The sequence below is a fragment of the Acidibrevibacterium fodinaquatile genome, from assembly GCF_003352165.1.
Taxonomy (GTDB): Bacteria; Pseudomonadota; Alphaproteobacteria; order Acetobacterales; family Acetobacteraceae; genus Acidibrevibacterium; species Acidibrevibacterium fodinaquatile.
This window is the reverse complement of the sequence record NZ_CP029176.1, coordinates 712,890-729,216: the sequence shown is the minus strand read 5'-3', so window position 1 is coordinate 729,216 and position 16,327 is coordinate 712,890. Positions and strand designations below refer to the sequence as shown.

Genomic DNA, 16,327 nt, shown 5'->3' with positions numbered 1-16,327 from the left:
CCGGCACGGGCTTGCCGGCGTTCCGCCCCGCTCTCATATGCGCGTCAAGATACCCATTACCGGTATAGACTCGGGGGCATTCATGCATGATGACACCAAGGCCGGGGTGCAGGCGCGCCTTAACCGCATCGCCGGCCAGATCAGCGGCTTGCAGCGGATGGTGGCGGGCGACCGCTATTGCATCGACGTGCTGACCCAGATCGCCGCCGTGCGGGCGGCGCTGCACAAGGTCGAGGAACAGATCCTGCTCGATCACATCGAACACTGCGTCGCCGATGCTTTCGCCTCCGGTGGGGTGGCGGAGCAGCGGCGCAAGGTCGAGGAACTGGTCTCAACCGTTGGGCGCATGACGCGCTGACCCGCACGATGCCGTGACGTTGACGTTGGAAAAGGAAGCATGACGGGACTCCCATGGACTTATGTCGCGATCGCGGTGGGCGGGACGTTCGGCTGCTGGGCGCGCTATGCGATGACGGTGTTGATCCAGGGGGCCTGGGGCTCGGATTTCCCGTATGCGACGCTCAGCATCAATCTGATCGGCAGTTTCCTCATGGGATTTCTGTTCATCGCGACCCTGGAGCGGCTCACCATCGCCCCGGCATTGCGCACCGGCATCCTCACCGGCGTCCTCGGCGGCTTCACCACCTTCTCGACCTTCGAGATGGAGGCGTTGCAACTCGTCGAACGCGGCGAAATGCTGAGAATGGGGCTTTATATCCTGCTCTCGGTCGGCCTTGGGTTTCTCGGCGCCTTTCTCGGTGCCTATCTCGCAAGAAACCTGTAGGAGCGATGCCATGGACGACGAGGTGCGGGTGACACGGGTCTATCTCAGCGAAAAAGACCACGGCAAGCGGCATTCCCTGCTCAAGGAAATGCTCGCGATCCTGCATGACGAGCTGACATTGCCGGGCGCCATCGTGTTGCGTGGCGTTGCCGGGTTCGGGGCCAGCGGCGAGGTGCATGCCGCCGACCTGCTGCGTCTGACCGTCGATCTGCCCGAGGTGATCGAGTTTTTTGCAGACCCCGATGCCGCCGCGACGGCGATCGCCCGCTTGGCCCCGCTGGTCCCGCCCGGCCACATCATCTCCTGGCCGGCGACCCGGCACGGGCAATGAAAGCCGGGGCGCGGCGGCCTTGACGCCGATGCGGGGCTTGGCGCATGCCTCGTTCCGTTTAGGGAAGCTTTTGGGAAACAGGGCATGAGTGGTGTCGAGGTGGGGATTGGCCGCAAGGTGTGGGCCAGCCCTCTGCATGCCGTGATGGCGCCCGTGCCGGCCGCGCTTCTCCTCATTCTCGTGACATGTTTGCTTCGCCTCGCCTTCGGCTGGGCGCTCGGGCTTGGTGTCGATGAAAGCTATATGGTTGCCGCCGGGCGGCAATGGCGGCTCGGCTATTTCGATCATCCGCCGCTCGCCTGGTGGCTGACCTGGGGCACCGAGCAGATCTTCGGCGCGGGCGCGAGCCCGGTTTTGCTCCGCCTGCCGTTCATTCTCCTGTTCGCGGTCTCGACTTGGCTCCTGATCCGGCTCACGACCCGGCTTTTCGACGCCGAGGCGGCGTTCTGGACGGCGGTGCTGTTCAACCTCGCGCCGGTATTCGGCGTCGCCAGCGGCGGCTGGGTGCTGCCTGATGGTCCGCTCGATGCCGCTCTTCTCGCCGCAGCCCTTGCCTTGGTGCGCGCCTGGGAGGACGGCCGCGCCCGCTGGTGGCTGGCGAGCGGCGCCGCCGCCGGCCTTGCGCTCGATGCCAAATATTCCGCCGTGCTCACCCTCACGGGGGCGGCGTTTTTTCTCGCAACCACCGCGCCGGGGCGGGCGGCGCTCCGGCGCTGGCCGGTCTATGCCGCCCTCGCCCTCGCCCTCCTCGTGTTTTCCCCGGTGCTGCTCTGGAACGCGGCGCATGGCTGGGCGTCATTCGCGTTCCAGGGGGGGCGGGCGCTCGGCGGCGTCTGGCATCCGCTGGCGCCGCTTACGGTGCTCGGCGGCGAGGCGCTGTTTTTGCTGCCCTGGATTTGGCTCCCCTTGCTGGTGTGCGCCGCCGGCGCGGCGCGGCGCGGCCCGCGCGAATGGCGCGGCTGGCTGCTGCTTGCGCTCGCCGCGCCGCCGATCCTGCTGTTCGCGGCGGTCGCGCTTTGGGCACGGCAGAAGGTTTTGTTCCACTGGGTGGCGCCGGGCTACCTGTTTTTGCTGCCCTTGCTCGGCCGCGCGGTCGCGAGACGCCTGCGGGCGGGCGAACGCGGGGTCAGGGTCTGGCTTGCGCTCTCGGCCGGTGTGATGCTGATCGGGCTTACGCTGGTCGGGAGCGAGGTGCGGTTTGACTGGCTGCCACATGTGTTTCCCGCGCTCGAGCGTGGCGCCGATCCCGATCTGCAAGCGGTCGATTGGACCTCGCTCCGCGACGATCTCGCGCAACGCCGCCTGCTCGGCCCGCCGCCGCCGGTGATCGCGGTGCTGCGCTGGCAGGATGCCGGCAAGCTCGATTACGCCCTGGCGGGCGCTGCGCGGGTGATTTGTCTCGGCCCCGACCCCAGGCAATATGGCATCAATGGCGCAACCACCGCCGCCGCCGGGACGGATGTGCTGATCGTCGCGCCCGGGATGGATCTCGCGCGGATCGAAGCGCAGATCGGCGCAGATTTCGCAACGATCACCCCGCTCGCGCCGCTGGTGCTGCGCCATGCCGGGCGGGCGGCGGCGGCGATCCCGCTCTTTCTCGGGAAATCCTATCACGCCGCGCCTAGAGCAAGGTAGGTTTTGACTGAACCATCCTGTTCAATCAAAACCGGCCAACTTGCTCGCCAAAATAGGTCTAGAGCGTGATCGACTTAAACCGATCGCGCTCTAGCGTCGAGAAAAAATAAAAGCGCCAGACGGTCTATAAGCCGGGTTCTGTCCGCGCCGAGCGGCGCGGGACGGCCATTCCTCTGGGACGCAACTCGCGTTGCGCCTCGTGCGACCAACCCGGGCAGCGGGGCGGGAATGCCCCTGGCATGCGGCGTTGCCGCCGCCGCCGGCCGCCCCTATTCGGTCTTGCTCCCGGTGGGGTTTACCCTGCCACCCGCGTTGCCGCGGGCGCGGTGCGCTCTTGCCGCACCCTTTCACCCTTGTCCGGCGGGCGCGAACGCCAAAGCCGGACGGTTTCCTTTCTGTGGCACTTTCCCTGGGGTCGCCCCCGCCGGCCGTTAGCCGGCACCGTATTCCCGTGGAGCCCGGACTTTCCTCCAGCGTCACCGCCGGCGGCCGTCCGACCGTCTGGCCCGCGAGATGTGCGCGGTTGCCGCCCCAACGTCAATCCATGGCGCCGGGCGCCGCGCGTCATCGCCCCTCAAAAAGCGACTTTGTCGCCGCCTTTGAGGGCGAGGATTTCCCGCGCTTCCGCCGGGGTCGCGATCGCGAGACCCAGCCCCTCGAGGATCTGGCGCGCCCGTTTGACCTGCTGGGCGTTGCTTTCGGCGAGCTGGCCGGGCCCGATCCAGAGACTATCCTCGAGCCCAACACGCACATTCGCCCCCATCGCCGCCGCCATCGCCGCGATCGGCAACTGGTTGCGCCCGGCGCCGAGCACCGACCAGCGATAATGCGAGCCGAACAGCCGGTCGGCGGTGCGCTTCATGTGCATGACGTCTTCCGGGTGCGGGCCGATGCCGCCCAAGATGCCGAACACGGTTTGCACGAACAAAGGCGGCGTCACCAGCTTGCGGTCGAGAAAATGCGCGAGATTATAGAGATGCCCGACATCGTAGCATTCGAACTCGAATCGCGTGCCGCTTTCGGACAGGCTTTTGAGCGCGAACTCGATATCGGCGAAGGTGTTGCGGAAGATCAGATCGCGCGAACCCTCAAGATGCTGGCGCTCCCAGTCATGCTTGAACGTCTTGAACCGCTCGAGCATCGGAAACAGCCCGAAATTCATCGAGCCCATGTTGAGCGAGGCGACCTCCGGCTTGAAAGTCAACGAGGGCTGGATGCGCTCCTTGATCAGCATGTTGGGCGCGCCGCCGCTGGTGAGATTGATCACCGCATCGGTCGCCTGTTTGATCCGCGGCAAAAAAGCGGCGAAGGCTTCGGGGCTCTGGTCAGGCTTGCCGGTTTTGGGATCGCGGGCATGGAGATGAACGATCGCGGCCCCGGCTTCGGCGGCGGCGATCGCGGCGGACGCGATCTCGTCCGGCGTCACCGGCAAATGCGGCGACATCGAGGGCGTGTGGATCGCCCCGGTAACCGCGCACGTGATGATGACCTTTCGTCCCGACATGTACCCTCTCCCTTCGCAGCAGATTGTCGCGCTCATTCTGGCCCGGTCGGGCTCGAAAGCCCAGAGGCAAGAAAGAATGTTCTTTTTTGAAAAAAAGAACCAAAAAACTTTTATTTGGTGGGCTTGGGTGAGGTTTCGGGCATGGCGAGGGCTGCCGTCAGCGTCGCCGCCGCGCCGGCGCCAGCAAGGCCGAAAAACGCATAAGCCGTGCCCCATTGGTCGCTCATCACCCCGGCCAACGTCGTGCTGATCGCAGCGCCAATCCCGCCGGCAAGACCGATGATCCCCAGCGCAAGGTTGAACCGCCCCGAATCGCCGCTGATATCGGCGGCAATCAGCGGCGTCAGCACGCCAAACACCGCGCCCGCCACGCCATCCAAGACTTGCAGGACCAAGACTAGGGCCGGCGTCGCGGTCACGGCGAACGCGAGGGCGCGTGCCGGCAAGGCGAGAAAACCGACCACCAACAGAATCCTGCGCCCGGTGACGCCGGCCAGCCGCCCGATCAGCGGCGAAAATACGGCGACGACAACCTGCGGCACGACGATCGCGACCGCGATGATCAGGGTCGCCCTGGTGCCGCTCCGCTTGGTCATCTCGGCCGCAACCAGGGGCAGCATGGCGGCATTGGCGAGCTGAAAAAACAGCGCACAGCCGGCATACACGATCAGTCCGCGATGGCGGAACAGCGCGCCAAGCGGCAGGCGTTGGGCGCGATGGGCGTGATGCTCATGGCGTGGCGTTGCCGGCGGCAAGAAACGAAGGGCGGCAATCGCCGGCACCGCAAGCACGGCGGCAAGCACGAACACCGCGCGATAGGAAAGGGTGTAGCCAATCCAGCCCATCGCCGCCGCCGCGAGCGCATTGCCGATCGAGCCCCAGCGGGCGTTGCGCCCCATCCGCTCGCCGATCTCGCGCCGCCCGACGACGGCGAGGCTGAGCGCGGCGATCGCCGGCACGCTCATGCTGGTCGCGAAGCTGTGCAGGATCTGCGAGGCCAAAACCATCGGCAATGTCGGCGCAACCGCCATCATCGCCGCCCCCAGCAACAGCCCGACCGTCGCCAGCGCCAGCGCAAAGCGCCGGCTGCGCATGGCATCGATCAGCGCCCCCGCCGGCACCTGGCTTGCCATCAGCGCGATGGTGCCGACCGAAAGCGCGAACCCGATATCCTTCTGCGTCCAATGCGCGGCGGTGAGATAGACCGAGATGAAAGGGCCGAAGCCGGATTGCACCGCCGCTTGGAGAAAATTGATCAGATCGAGCGCGCGCCCGCGTGCTGCGGCCCCATGGCGGGAAAACGGGCGCGCCGCTGCCATCTCGCGATGGGTCACGAAGGCGGCGGTTTGACAGTCGGGGCGGCTTGCGGGGGTTGGCTCGGCGCCGCGACCGAGGCCGGCTTGTCCGGGTTTTCGTGGTATTCCGGCGTCGCCTTGATCTGGTCCGGCGTTAAGTCACACATCACCGGGCTGTCGGGCTTGCCGGCGGAAAAATGCAGGCTTTTCCAATCGACGGCGATTTTGCGGTTGCCGATGCCGATAAAGCCGCCGAAATCGATCACCGCCGCGCGCGGGTGGCCGGCCTGATCGACGACGACATCGACGATCCGGCCCATCGTCTCGCCCTTGGCACTCACCACCTCGGCGCCGATGACCCCGGCGGCCTCGCCGGGCGCAAGGTGATGGATGGCCGCCCCATGATCGGGCGTTGGCGCGGCGGGGGTCGGCGCCGGAGACGTTGGCGCCGGGGACGTTGGCGGGGGGGATGATGGCGCCTGAGTCTGGGCGCCGACCAGCCACGCCGCGGCGAACAGGACGAGCGCCCGGCGTGCGCGCTCAGACCGGTCGATCACGCACCAAATCCTCGACCACCGCCGGATCCGCCAGGGTCGAGGTATCGCCGAGCGCGTCCACCTCGTTCGCGGCGATCTTGCGCAAAATCCGGCGCATGATCTTGCCGCTCCGCGTCTTGGGCAGGGCCGGCGCCCATTGGATCACATCGGGTGCCGCGATCGGGCCGATTTCCTGGCGCACCCAGGCAATCAACTCCCGCCGCAACGCCTCGCTCGGCTCGACCCCGACCTTCAGCGTGACATAGGCGTAGATCCCCTGCCCCTTGATGTCATGCGGAAAACCGACCACGGCCGCTTCCGCGACATGGGCATGCGCGACGAGCGCGCTTTCGACTTCGGCGGTGCCCATGCGATGGCCGGAGACGTTGATCACGTCATCGACACGGCCGGTGATCCAGTAATACCCGTCGGCGTCGCGCCGCGCCCCGTCGCCGGTGAAATAATAGCCGGGATAGGTGCTGAAATAGGTTTGCACGAAGCGTTCATGGTCGCCATAGACGGTGCGCATCTGGCCGGGCCAACTGTCGGCAAGGCAGAGATTGCCCTCCGCCGCGCCCTCCAACACCTGCCCCGCGCTATTGACCAGAACCGGCCTGACACCCGGCAGCGGCAGCGTTGCCGAGCCCGGCTTGAGCGGCGTCGCCCCGGGCAGCGGGCTGATCAGGATGCCGCCGGTCTCGGTCTGCCACCAAGTATCAACGATCGGGCAGCGTTCCTCGCCGACGACGCGGTAATACCAAAGCCAGGCCTCGGGGTTGATCGGCTCGCCGACGCTACCGAGGATGCGCAAACTGGTGCGCTGAGCCCGCCGCACCGGCGCTTCCCCCTCGCGCATCAGGGCGCGGATCGCGGTCGGCGCGGTGTAGAAAATATTGACCTGATGCTTGTCGACGATCTGCCAGAACCGCCCGGCATCGGGATAGCTCGGCACCCCCTCGAACATCAGCGTCACCGCGCCATTGGCGAGCGGGCCATAGACGATATAGGTGTGGCCGGTCACCCAGCCGATATCGGCGGTGCACCAATAGATTTCGCCGGGGCGATAATCGAACACCAGGTCATGGGTGTAGGCCGCCCACACCATATAGCCGCCGGTGGTGTGGAGCACGCCTTTCGGCCGCCCGGTGCTGCCCGAGGTATAAAGGATGAAAAGCGGATCCTCCGCCGCCATCGGCTCGGGCGGGCAGTCTGGCGAGGCCTTGGCGAGCAGATCGCGATACGCGTGGTCGCGTCCCGCCGCCATCGGCACCGCAGCGCCGGTGACCGGAACGACGATGACGCACTCAACGCCGGGGCAGGCTTTCAGCGCCGCATCGGCATGGGCCTTGAGCGCGACGCGCCGCCCGCCGCGCCGCCCCTCATCGGCGGTGATGAGAACCCGCGAGGCGCAATCCTGGATGCGCCCGGCGAGGCTATCGGGCGAAAATCCGCCGAAGACGACCGAATGGATGGCGCCGATGCGCGCGCAGGCGAGCATCGCGACGGCCGCCTCGATCACCATCGGCAGATAGATCGTGACCCGGTCGCCCTTCTTGACCCCGAACCCTTTCAGCACGTTGGCGAGGCGGCAGACCTCTTCATGCAAGGCGCGATAGGTGATGCGGCGTGATTGCGCGGGATCGTCGCCCTCCCAAATGATCGCGGTCTGGTCGCCGCGGGTCGCGAGATGGGCATCGAGGCAGCAGGCGGAGGCGTTGAGCACGCCGTCCTCGAACCAACGGATGGCAACATCGCCGGTAAACCGCGTGTTCTTGATCTTGCTCGGCGGTTTGATCCAGGCGATCCGCCGCGCCTCCTCGGCCCAATAGGCATCGGGATCGGCGCCCGCGCGCGCGTAATGGGCGCGATAGCCGTCTCTGTCGAGATGTGCCGCGCGGGCGATTTCCGGTTTCACCGGGATGGTTTCGGACATTGCGTGTTTCTCCCGTCCTGGGCCGGAGACCGGACCCTTCCGGGCAATTCTGCACGTCTCGCGGGGCGATGTTAAGAGGTCGCGCTCGGTTTTGCGGCGGCTGCTTTGGCTCTGCCGCTATGCGCCGGGATACCAAGCTGGTTTGCGGCGGGCGCGAAACGCCGCCGTGCCTTCGCGCCCCTCGGCGGAATTGCGCTGCATCCAGCTTTCATGGGCAAGCAGCGCCATCGCGCGGGCATCGAGGGTAAGGCCATTGGCGCCGAGGAAGGAGCGTTTGGTCGCGGTGATCGCCCCCGGCGCGCCGAGCAGAATAGCGTCCAGAATGGTCTCGACGCGCGCGTCCAGCGCCGCGTCCGCGACGATTTCGTGGACGAGGCCGATGCGAAGCGCTTCCGCGGCGTCGAAGCGCTCGCCGGTCAGGGCATAGCGCCTGGTGTGGCGAAGCCCCATCGCGTGGACCATGTGGGTCGAGATCGGGCTCGGCGCGACGCCGACCCTGACCTCGGTCAAGCCAAACACCGCCGCTTCCGTCGCCAAGGCGACATCGACGCAGCAGACCAGGCCGCAGCCGCCGCCGAAACAGGCGCCATGCACCACCGCCAGCGTCGGGTGAGGAAATTCGTTCAACATCTGCATCGCCCGCGTCGTCGCCATCGAGGCGGCGAAAGCCTGTTCGGGCGGATAGGCGCTGGCGCGGGCCAGCCAGTCGATATCGGCGCCGGCCTGAAAATGTTTGCCAGCGCCGCGGATCACCACCGCGCGCAGATCGGGACGGGCGGCGAGCGAGGCGAGCCCGTCGATCAACGCGGCGAGCAGAGCCTCGTCATAGGCATTGCCGCGTTCAGGGCGGTTCAACGTCACCGTCGCGACGCCACGCGGGTCGATCGCCAACAGCACGGGGGCCACAAGCTCGGGCGGCGCCATGGTCATAATCCCAACCCCCTTTTCGCTTGGGAAGAAAATAGCCTGGCGCGGCCTGCAACGGCAAGTCGCTTCACGCGGCCGCGAAAAAGCGCCAAACTGTTTGGCTATGGCCTTCGTCGGACAAATTCATGGCAGTTGTGTGGCGCGGGATGGCGCCGGCGTGCTGCTCCTTGGGCCGAGCGGCGCCGGCAAATCCGACCTCGCCTTGCGCCTCATCGACCGCGGCTTCGCACTCGTCGCCGATGACCGGGTGGACATCGCCGCCGGGATCGCGCGCGCGCCGGCGGAATTGGCCGGGCTGATCGAAATCCGTGGTCTCGGCATCGCCCAGCTTGCCCACACGCCGGAGGCGCCGCTCGCGCTGGTCGTCGAACTCGGCGTGCCCGAGCGCTTGCCGGCGCCGGCCGTTGATCCCCGTTTCGCCCTGCCGCGGATCACGCTGGATGCGCGCGCCGCCTCGGCGGCACAGCGTGTCGCCCTCGCGCTCGCGGCCGCGTGCGCGCGGGTGGGGTTCGTCGCCGGTGCCTTCGCCGCCGCCGTACAAGGCGCCGCGCCGCCATGAGCCCGCCCGCCGCTGCCCCCTCGCCGCCGCTCGCCTCGCCCGCCGCCGGCGATCGGCCCGCGCCGCGCCGGGTGGTGCTGGTCAGCGGCCTCTCCGGGGCGGGCAAATCCTCGATCCTGCACACGCTTGAGGATCTCGGCTACGAGGTGGTGGATAATCCGCCGCTTTCGATGCTCGCCGATCTGGTGGCGCGCGGCGAACGCCCGCTCGCCATCGGCGTCCATGCCCGCACCAGCGGCTTTCGCGCGGCGTCGGTTCTGCGCACGCTGGCAACCCTCCAGCGCAACCCTGCCCTGCGGGTCGAGTTGGTGTTCGCGACCGCCGAGGAAGCCGTCCTGCTCCGCCGCTATACCGAAACCCGCCGGCGCCATCCGCTTGCCCCGCAAGGCCGGGTCAGCGACGGCATCGCCGCCGAAACCGCGCTTCTCGCGCCGTTGCGCGCCCGCGCCGATTTGCTGATCGATACCAGCGATCTCCCGCCCGGCGCCCTCCGCGCTTTGATCGAGGAACGTTTCGGCGCAGGCATAGAGGGCGAGCGCGGGCTGGTGATTTCGCTGATTTCATTTGCCTATCCCGCCGGCCTGCCGCGCGAGGCCGATCTCGTGTTCGATGCCCGGTTTCTCCGCAATCCGCATTACGACCCGGCGTTACGCCCGCTCACCGGGCTCGACCCGGCAGTCAGGGCCTATATTGAAGCGGACCCCGACCATGCCACATTCCTGCAACAGGTGAACGCGATGCTCGCGCTGCTGTTGCCCCGCTTCGTCGCGGAAGGAAAGAAGTATGCGACCATCGCCGTCGGGTGCACGGGTGGACGGCACCGCTCGGTTCATCTAATCGAGAGACTTGCCGCCTATCTTGGTGAACAGGGTTGGCGCGTCACCCGCACGCACCGGGAGTTGGTGCGAAGCGAAACCAATGATGGCCAGACCACCCGACCCCCGGCCGGCAAGGCCGGACGGGCCGATTTTTCCAGGCGCAGGAGGCCTGAACGCGATCATGGGTAGAGTGTTATGATCGGCTTGGTGCTGGTCACGCATGGCCGTCTGGCCGAGGAGTTTCGCGCCGCCATGGAGCACGTGGTCGGGCCGCAGAAAAACGTCGCGACCATCTGTATCGGCCCCGACGATGACATGGAGCATTGTCGCGGCGATATCCGGCACGCGATCGAAAGCGTCGATCAGGGCGACGGCGTCGTCATGCTGACCGACATGTTCGGCTCGACGCCCTGCAACCTCGCCCTCTCGATGCTCGACCGCCAGCATCTCGAGGTGCTTTCCGGCATGAATCTGCCGATGCTGGTGAAACTCGCGCAATTCCGCGACCAAAAGCCGCTCGCCGAGCTGGTCGCCGGCGCCCAGGAAGCCGGCCGAAAATATATCACGGCCGCGCCGCATAGCGCGCTGGCCGCCGCCGTGCCGGCGCCGGCAGCACCAGCCGCGCCCAATGGCCATGGCACGGCCTCGCTCAACGGCAATGACCATATCGGCTGACGACCCCGATCCCGCGCGCGAGGACGCGGCGCGCGACGGCAAGAATGAGACGCCGTCGGGGGCGCCGGTGCTGGCCCGCAGCGTCACGATCCGCAACCGTCGCGGCCTCCATGCCCGCGCCGCCGCCCGCTTCGTCACCCTCGCCGAACGTTTCGGCGCCTCGGTCGAGGTCGTGAAGAACGACCAGGCGGTGTCGGCGCGCTCGATCATGGGGCTGATGATGCTCGGCGCCGGGATTGGCGCGTCGCTCGAGTTGCGCGCTGAGGGGTGGGACGCCAAAGAAGCGCTTGACGCTTTGGCCGCCCTGATCGAAGCCGGATTTGATGAGCAGGACTGACCCCCCTTCCGCGCCCCCGCCCGCCAAGCCAAGCGCCGGCGCCGGCCGTTCCCCTGCGCCGCCATCCGCGCCGCCGGCCAAAGCCAAGCGCCGGCCCAATCCGCGCGCGAGCAAAGCGGCGGGCGCCAAGACCGCCCCCACCGAGCGGCGGCTCCGCGGCATCGCCATTACCGAAGGGGTCGCGATCGGCCCGGTCTTCGGCGCCGTCGAGCCGGAAATCGAGCCGGCACGGCGGCGGATCCAGGCCGCCGACATCGAGGCCGAGCGCAGCCGGCTGGACGCCGCGATCACGCAATCGAAGAAGCAGCTGGTCAAACTCCGCGCCCGCCTCGACATGCTGCCCGAGGAGAGCCAGGCGGAAATCGCGCCGCTGATCGATGCCTATCTCCAGATGCTCGGCCCCTCGCGGCTGACCAGAACGATGCGCCAGCGTATCGAGGAGGGGCTGGTCGCGGCCGAGACCGCGGTGCACGACACTGGTGAGGCGATGGTGGCGGCGATCATGGCGATGGCCGAGGCGGGCAGCGAAGGGAGCGAGCAGCGCGCGAGCGCGCGCCGCCACGCCGACGAGGTGCGCGAGATCAGCCGTCGCCTGATCCGCAATCTCACCCGCCAGCCGTTTCGCAGTTTCGCCGCCTTGCCGGCGGGCGCGATCTTGGTGTGCGAATATCTCCGCCCCGCCGATGTCGCGCTGCTCGATCCCGCGCGTCTCGCCGGCGTTGCGGCCGACGAAGGCGGCTCGGATGGCCACACCGCGATCATGCTGCGGGCGCTCGGCGTGCCGGCGGTGCTCGGCGTTGCCGATCTGACCGCAGCAGCGCCGCCGGGCACGCTCGCGATCGTCGATGGCGGCAAGGGCGAGGTGATCCTCGACCCGACCCCGGCGACGCTGGCCGAGGCGCGCCGCGCCGTCACCGGCTTTGCCCGCCAGCGCCAGCAATGGGCGCGGCTCAAGCGGCTGCCGGCCATCACCACCGATCACCAAGTGGTGGAACTCCAGGCCAATCTCGAACTCCCCGCCGAATTGCCGCTGATCGCCCAGGCCGGCGCCGCCGGGATCGGGCTTTTGCGCTCGGAATTCCTGTTCATGAACCGCGAGCGCATGCCCAACGAAGACCAGCAAGCCGAGATCTATCGCGGCATCATCGAGGCGATGGGCGGGGATCCGGTGACCATCCGGGTGCTCGACTGGAGCGGCGAGAAGGAGATCGACGCGCTGATCGCCGAGGGGCTGGTGCCCGATCTGCCGCCCGAGAACCCGGCGCTCTCGGTGCGTGGGCTCAGGCTTTTGCTGCGCCAGCCGGACCTGTTTGAAACCCAGCTCGCCGCCATCCTGCGCGCCGCCACGGCCGGGCCGGTGCGGATTCTTTTGCCGATGGTGACGACGATCGCCGAGCTTCGCGCCGCCCGCGAGGTGTTCGAGCGCGTGGTGCGGCGTTTGCGCCGGCGCGGCGAGCGGCTGCCCGAGCCGTTGCCGCCGTTCGGCATCATGATCGAGACCCCGGCGGCGGCGCTGTCGGCGGACGCGCTGGCGCTGGAGGCGGATTTCTTCGCGATCGGCAGCAATGACCTCACCATGTACACCCTCGCCGTCGATCGCGGCGAGGCGATCGTCGCGCCGCTCTATGATCCGCTGCACCCGGCGGTGCTGCGGCTGATGCAATTCGCGATCGAGGCGGCCTTATTGCTCCGCAGGCCGGTCTCGGTCTGTGGCGAGCTGGCGGCGAACCCGAAATTCACGCCGCTTTTGCTCGGCCTTGGTCTGCGCAGCTTCAGCATGAATTCGAGCGCGGTGCCGCGCGTCAAGCAGGCGGTGCGGGCGGTGAGTGCTGAGGCCTGCGCCCGCTTCGCGCGGCGGGTGATGGAGCAAAACGATTCCTCGCTGATCGACGAATTGCTCTCGGAATTCGCCGAGGCCAACGAATGAGCAGCATCGCCGCCATTGTCTCGCGCCTGCCTTCCGCCCTGGCGCGACGCGGCCTATATAGCCGGGATGCAGACGCCTTTCCTCAAAATGCACGGGCTTGGGAATGATTTCGTCGTCATCGACCGGCGTGACCAGGATTGCGCCCTTGGCCCGGGCGAGGCGCGGCGGATCGCCGACCGCCATCGCGGCGTTGGCTGCGACCAGATCATCTTGCTCGATCGCGCCGCGGGCGCCGATCTCTTCATGCGCATCCTCAATGCCGATGGCAGTGAGGCCGGCGCCTGTGGCAACGCGACCCGCTGCGTCGCGGAACTCCTGTTTCGCGAAACCGGCAATCCGGCGCCGCTGATCCGCACACGTGCCGGCGATCTCCCGACCCGGCGCGAGGCCGATGGCCGGATCACCGTCGATATGGGTCGGCCGGCGCTGGCATGGGACCAAATCCCGCTCGCCCGCCCGCTCGATACCTTGCATCTGCCGCTGGCGCGCGCGCCGCTCGCCGATCCCGCCGCGTGCAGCATGGGCAACCCGCACGCAACGTTTTTCGCGCCGGCGGTGGAACATCTCCCGATCGCCGAACTCGGCCCGAGGCTGGAGCATGATCCGCTGTTTCCCGAGCGCGCCAATATCGGCTTTGCCGAGATCCTGGCGCCCGATCGCCTGCGCCTGATCGTTTGGGAGCGTGGCGCCGGGCGCACGCTCGCCTGCGGCTCGGGCGCCTGCGCCGCTTTGGTCAACGCCCATCGCCGGGGGTTGGCGGGGCGGCGCGCGACACTTCTCCTCGATGGCGGCGAGATCGAGATCACCTGGCGCGAAGACGACGATCACGTGCTGATGACCGGCCCCGCCGCCATCGCCTTCCACGGCACGATCGATCTCGCCGCCGCATGAGCGCAGACATCGTCACCTTCGGCTGTCGCCTCAATGCCTATGAGAGCGAGGTGATGCGCGGCCATAGTGCTGCGCTGGAAAACACCGTCATCGTCAATACCTGCGCCGTCACCGCCGAGGCCGAGCGCCAGGCGCGGCAAGCGATCCGGCGCCTCGCGCGCACCCGGCCCGCCGCACGCATCATCGTCACCGGCTGCGCGGTGCAGACCGATCCCGCCGCCTGGTCTGCCCTGCCGGGCGTGACCCGGGTGCTCGGCAATCTCGAAAAGCTGCGCCCGGAGAGCTTCGCCGAGGCGGCGCCGAGCGCGGTCTCGGACATCATGGCGGCGCGCGAGACGGCGGCGCACCTCATCACCGATTTCGCCGGCCGCACCCGCGCTTTCCTCCAGATGCAGCAAGGCTGCGATCACCGCTGCACGTTTTGCATCATCCCGTTTGGCCGCGGGCCGAGCCGGAGTGTGGCCCTCGGCGACCTGGTCGCGCAGGCGCGGGCGCAGGTCGCGGCGGGGTTTCAGGAAATCGTCTTGACCGGGGTCGATCTCGCGAGCTTCGGCGGCGATCTGCCGGGCCGGCCCAGCCTCGGCCAAGCGGTGCGCCGGCTGCTCGCGCTGGTGCCGGAATTGCCGCGGCTGCGGCTTTCCTCGCTCGATCCGGCGGCGATCGATGACGATCTCTGGCGCCTCCTCGCCGAGGAGCCGCGGCTGATGCCGCATCTCCATCTCTCGCTGCAAGCGGCGAGCGATCTGATCCTAAAACGCATGAAGCGCCGCCACTCGCGCGCCGGGGCCGAAGCGGTGATCGCGCGCGCGCGCGCGCTCCGCCCCGGGATTGCGATCGGCGCCGATCTCATCGCCGGCTTTCCGACCGAGGACGAGGCCCTGTTCGCCGAAACCCTGGCCTTCGTCGAGGCGATGGCGATCCCGTTCCTCCATGTTTTTCCCTATAGCGCCCGCGCCGGCACGCCGGCATCGCGCATGCCGATGGTGCCAAAGCCGCTCCGGCGCGAACGCGCAGCGCGGCTCCGCGCCGCGGGTGAGGCAGCGCTCGCGCAGTTTCTCGCCGCCCAAACCGGCACCGCGGCGCGGGTTTTGATGGAAACCGCAACCGAAGGTCTGTCCGAGCATTTCGCCCGCGTCCGCCTCAATCGCCCGGCCGCGCCACGGATCACGCTCACGGCGCGGATCACCGGGGCCGGCGCCGATCATCTCCTGGCCGAGGCGCTCTGATGGCGCTCGGTTTTTTCTCGCGCCTCAAGGAGGGCCTGGCGCGCAGCACGCAAAAACTCACCGGTGGCCTCGCCGGGGTGCTGACGCGGCGCAAGCTCGATGACGAGGCGCTGGCCGAACTCGAGGATTTGCTGATCGCAGCCGACCTCGGGCCGCAAGCGGCGCGCCGGGTGATCGCCGCCTTCCGCCGCACCCGCTTCGGCAAAGACATCACCGAGGCCGAGATCAAAGCGGCGCTGGCGGAGGAAATCGCCGCCATCCTCGCCCCGATCGCGCGCCCGCTCGCGCCTGATCCCAAGCATCGCCCCTATGTCGTGCTGGTGGTCGGCGTCAACGGCACCGGCAAGACGACGACGATCGGCAAATTGGCGCTCAGTTGGCGCGAGAGCGGCTTGCGGCCGATGCTGGTCGCGGGCGACACATTCCGCGCCGCCGCCGTCGAGCAGTTGCAGATCTGGGGCGAACGCACCGGCGCGCCGGTGATCGCGGGATCAGCGAACGCCGATGCCGCCGGTCTTGCCTTCGATGCCCTGACCCGGGCGCAGCGCGAGGGCAGCGACGTCTTGCTGATCGATACCGCCGGGCGGCTGCATAATAAATCGGCGCTGATGGAGGAATTGCGCAAGATCATTCGGGTTTTGCGCAAGCAGGACGAAACCGCGCCGCACGCCGTGGTGCTGGTGCTTGACGCCACCACCGGCCAGAACGCCATCGAACAGGTGCGGGTGTTCAAGGAGATGGTCGATGTCAGCGGCCTGATCGTCACCAAGCTCGATGGCAGCGCGCGCGGCGGCGTCGTCGTTGCGCTCGCCGAAAATTTCGGCTTGCCGGTGTTTGCGGTCGGCGTCGGCGAGCAGGCGGGCGATCTCCGCCCCTTCGATGCCCAGGCTTTCGCCGCCGGGCTGGTGGGTCTTTGAGGCGATTGGGATTTTTTCCCCTTCCCGCGCGC

The 16,327-nt window shown here is 68.0% G+C and carries 17 protein-coding genes and 1 other RNA gene; 12 read left to right on the top strand and 6 right to left on the bottom strand.

What is annotated here, in order from left to right:
- Positions 1-82 precede the first annotated feature (82 nt).
- The 4 genes from DEF76_RS03565 to DEF76_RS03550 all read left to right on the top strand — a co-directional run bounded on the left by DEF76_RS03565 (position 83) and on the right by DEF76_RS03550 (position 2,750).
- Entirely contained in the window at positions 83-358 is a 276-nt protein-coding gene (locus tag DEF76_RS03565; RefSeq protein ID WP_114911143.1) for a metal-sensitive transcriptional regulator, read from the top strand.
- Positions 359-397: 39 nt separating this feature from the next.
- A complete protein-coding gene (gene crcB / locus DEF76_RS03560; protein ID WP_114911142.1) occupies positions 398-784 on the top strand; it encodes a fluoride efflux transporter CrcB in 387 nt (128 codons plus the stop codon).
- Between the two features lie 10 nt (positions 785-794).
- Entirely contained in the window at positions 795-1,115 is a 321-nt protein-coding gene (locus DEF76_RS03555) for a DUF190 domain-containing protein (RefSeq protein WP_114911141.1), read from the top strand.
- An 84-nt stretch (positions 1,116-1,199) separates the two neighbouring features.
- Complete coding sequence (locus DEF76_RS03550; protein ID WP_114911140.1) at positions 1,200-2,750, top strand: glycosyltransferase family 39 protein; 1,551 nt, start codon at positions 1,200-1,202, stop codon at positions 2,748-2,750.
- Positions 2,751-2,861: 111 nt separating this feature from the next.
- On the opposite strand, the gene rnpB is transcribed toward DEF76_RS03550, so the two are convergent.
- The 6 genes from rnpB to DEF76_RS03520 all read right to left on the bottom strand — a co-directional run bounded on the left by rnpB (position 2,862) and on the right by DEF76_RS03520 (position 8,942).
- An RNA gene (gene rnpB / locus DEF76_RS03545) (RNase P RNA component class A) lies at positions 2,862-3,255 on the bottom strand.
- A gap of 69 nt (positions 3,256-3,324) precedes the next feature.
- Entirely contained in the window at positions 3,325-4,254 is a 930-nt protein-coding gene (locus DEF76_RS03540) for a BKACE family enzyme (RefSeq protein WP_114911139.1), read from the bottom strand.
- Between the two features lie 110 nt (positions 4,255-4,364).
- Positions 4,365-5,588 carry an MFS transporter gene (locus tag DEF76_RS03535; RefSeq protein WP_240319098.1) on the bottom strand — a complete coding sequence of 408 codons (1,224 nt, stop codon included), beginning with the start codon at positions 5,586-5,588 and terminating at the stop codon, positions 4,365-4,367.
- On the bottom strand, positions 5,585-6,106 hold the full coding sequence (locus tag DEF76_RS19640; RefSeq protein ID WP_205216097.1) for a PRC-barrel domain-containing protein: 522 nt from the start codon (positions 6,104-6,106) through the stop codon (positions 5,585-5,587). The genes DEF76_RS03535 and DEF76_RS19640 overlap by 4 nt, the downstream gene beginning before the upstream one ends.
- Positions 6,090-8,018, bottom strand: a complete 1,929-nt coding sequence (gene acs / locus DEF76_RS03525) for an acetate--CoA ligase (RefSeq protein ID WP_114911137.1) — start codon at positions 8,016-8,018, stop codon at positions 6,090-6,092. The genes DEF76_RS19640 and acs overlap by 17 nt, the downstream gene beginning before the upstream one ends.
- A 117-nt stretch (positions 8,019-8,135) precedes the next feature.
- The gene (locus tag DEF76_RS03520) at positions 8,136-8,942 is read right to left on the bottom strand and encodes an enoyl-CoA hydratase-related protein (protein WP_162800464.1); all 807 of its coding nucleotides are present in this window, start codon (positions 8,940-8,942) and stop codon (positions 8,136-8,138) included.
- 106 nt (positions 8,943-9,048) lie between these two features.
- On the opposite strand from DEF76_RS03520, the gene DEF76_RS03515 reads away from it, so the two are divergent.
- From DEF76_RS03515 to ftsY, 8 genes are all read left to right on the top strand, one after another.
- A complete protein-coding gene (locus tag DEF76_RS03515) occupies positions 9,049-9,504 on the top strand; it encodes an HPr kinase/phosphorylase (RefSeq protein ID WP_114911135.1) in 456 nt (151 codons plus the stop codon).
- Positions 9,501-10,511 carry an RNase adapter RapZ gene (rapZ, locus tag DEF76_RS03510; RefSeq protein ID WP_114911134.1) on the top strand — a complete coding sequence of 337 codons (1,011 nt, stop codon included), beginning with the start codon at positions 9,501-9,503 and terminating at the stop codon, positions 10,509-10,511. The genes DEF76_RS03515 and rapZ overlap by 4 nt, the downstream gene beginning before the upstream one ends.
- Before the next feature lie 6 nt (positions 10,512-10,517).
- A complete protein-coding gene (locus DEF76_RS03505) occupies positions 10,518-10,997 on the top strand; it encodes a PTS sugar transporter subunit IIA (RefSeq protein WP_114911133.1) in 480 nt (159 codons plus the stop codon).
- Positions 10,981-11,334, top strand: a complete 354-nt coding sequence (locus DEF76_RS03500) for an HPr family phosphocarrier protein (RefSeq protein ID WP_114911132.1) — start codon at positions 10,981-10,983, stop codon at positions 11,332-11,334. The genes DEF76_RS03505 and DEF76_RS03500 overlap by 17 nt, the downstream gene beginning before the upstream one ends.
- Positions 11,321-13,261 carry a phosphoenolpyruvate--protein phosphotransferase gene (gene ptsP, locus DEF76_RS03495; RefSeq protein ID WP_114911131.1) on the top strand — a complete coding sequence of 647 codons (1,941 nt, stop codon included), beginning with the start codon at positions 11,321-11,323 and terminating at the stop codon, positions 13,259-13,261. Before DEF76_RS03500 ends, ptsP begins: the two co-directional genes overlap by 14 nt.
- Positions 13,262-13,327: 66 nt before the next feature.
- Positions 13,328-14,152, top strand: coding sequence for a diaminopimelate epimerase (gene dapF / locus DEF76_RS03490; protein WP_114911130.1), 825 nt, complete (start codon positions 13,328-13,330; stop codon positions 14,150-14,152).
- On the top strand, positions 14,149-15,378 hold the full coding sequence (gene mtaB / locus DEF76_RS03485; RefSeq protein WP_114911129.1) for a tRNA (N(6)-L-threonylcarbamoyladenosine(37)-C(2))-methylthiotransferase MtaB: 1,230 nt from the start codon (positions 14,149-14,151) through the stop codon (positions 15,376-15,378). Before dapF ends, mtaB begins: the two co-directional genes overlap by 4 nt.
- On the top strand, positions 15,378-16,295 hold the full coding sequence (gene ftsY / locus DEF76_RS03480) for a signal recognition particle-docking protein FtsY (RefSeq protein WP_114911128.1): 918 nt from the start codon (positions 15,378-15,380) through the stop codon (positions 16,293-16,295). Before mtaB ends, ftsY begins: the two co-directional genes overlap by 1 nt.
- Positions 16,296-16,327: the final 32 nt, after the last annotated feature.

Bases quoted from the DNA above. Each gene is read 5' to 3' on its own strand.
- mtaB (WP_114911129.1), top strand. From the start codon at position 14,149: ATGAGCGCAGACATCGTCACCTTCGGCTGTCGCCTCAATGCCTATGAG.
- rapZ (WP_114911134.1), top strand. From the start codon at position 9,501: ATGAGCCCGCCCGCCGCTGCCCCCTCGCCGCCGCTCGCCTCGCCCGCC.
- DEF76_RS03550 (WP_114911140.1), top strand. From the start codon at position 1,200: ATGAGTGGTGTCGAGGTGGGGATTGGCCGCAAGGTGTGGGCCAGCCCT.
- DEF76_RS03505 (WP_114911133.1), top strand. From the start codon at position 10,518: ATGATCGGCTTGGTGCTGGTCACGCATGGCCGTCTGGCCGAGGAGTTT.
- acs (WP_114911137.1), bottom strand. From the start codon at position 8,018: ATGTCCGAAACCATCCCGGTGAAACCGGAAATCGCCCGCGCGGCACAT.
- ftsY (WP_114911128.1), top strand. From the start codon at position 15,378: ATGGCGCTCGGTTTTTTCTCGCGCCTCAAGGAGGGCCTGGCGCGCAGC.
- DEF76_RS03520 (WP_162800464.1), bottom strand. From the start codon at position 8,942: ATGGCGCCGCCCGAGCTTGTGGCCCCCGTGCTGTTGGCGATCGACCCG.
- DEF76_RS03565 (WP_114911143.1), top strand. From the start codon at position 83: ATGCATGATGACACCAAGGCCGGGGTGCAGGCGCGCCTTAACCGCATC.
- DEF76_RS03555 (WP_114911141.1), top strand. From the start codon at position 795: ATGGACGACGAGGTGCGGGTGACACGGGTCTATCTCAGCGAAAAAGAC.
- crcB (WP_114911142.1), top strand. From the start codon at position 398: ATGACGGGACTCCCATGGACTTATGTCGCGATCGCGGTGGGCGGGACG.
- DEF76_RS03540 (WP_114911139.1), bottom strand. From the start codon at position 4,254: ATGTCGGGACGAAAGGTCATCATCACGTGCGCGGTTACCGGGGCGATC.
- DEF76_RS03515 (WP_114911135.1), top strand. From the start codon at position 9,049: ATGGCCTTCGTCGGACAAATTCATGGCAGTTGTGTGGCGCGGGATGGC.
- dapF (WP_114911130.1), top strand. From the start codon at position 13,328: ATGCAGACGCCTTTCCTCAAAATGCACGGGCTTGGGAATGATTTCGTC.
- DEF76_RS03500 (WP_114911132.1), top strand. From the start codon at position 10,981: ATGACCATATCGGCTGACGACCCCGATCCCGCGCGCGAGGACGCGGCG.
- ptsP (WP_114911131.1), top strand. From the start codon at position 11,321: ATGAGCAGGACTGACCCCCCTTCCGCGCCCCCGCCCGCCAAGCCAAGC.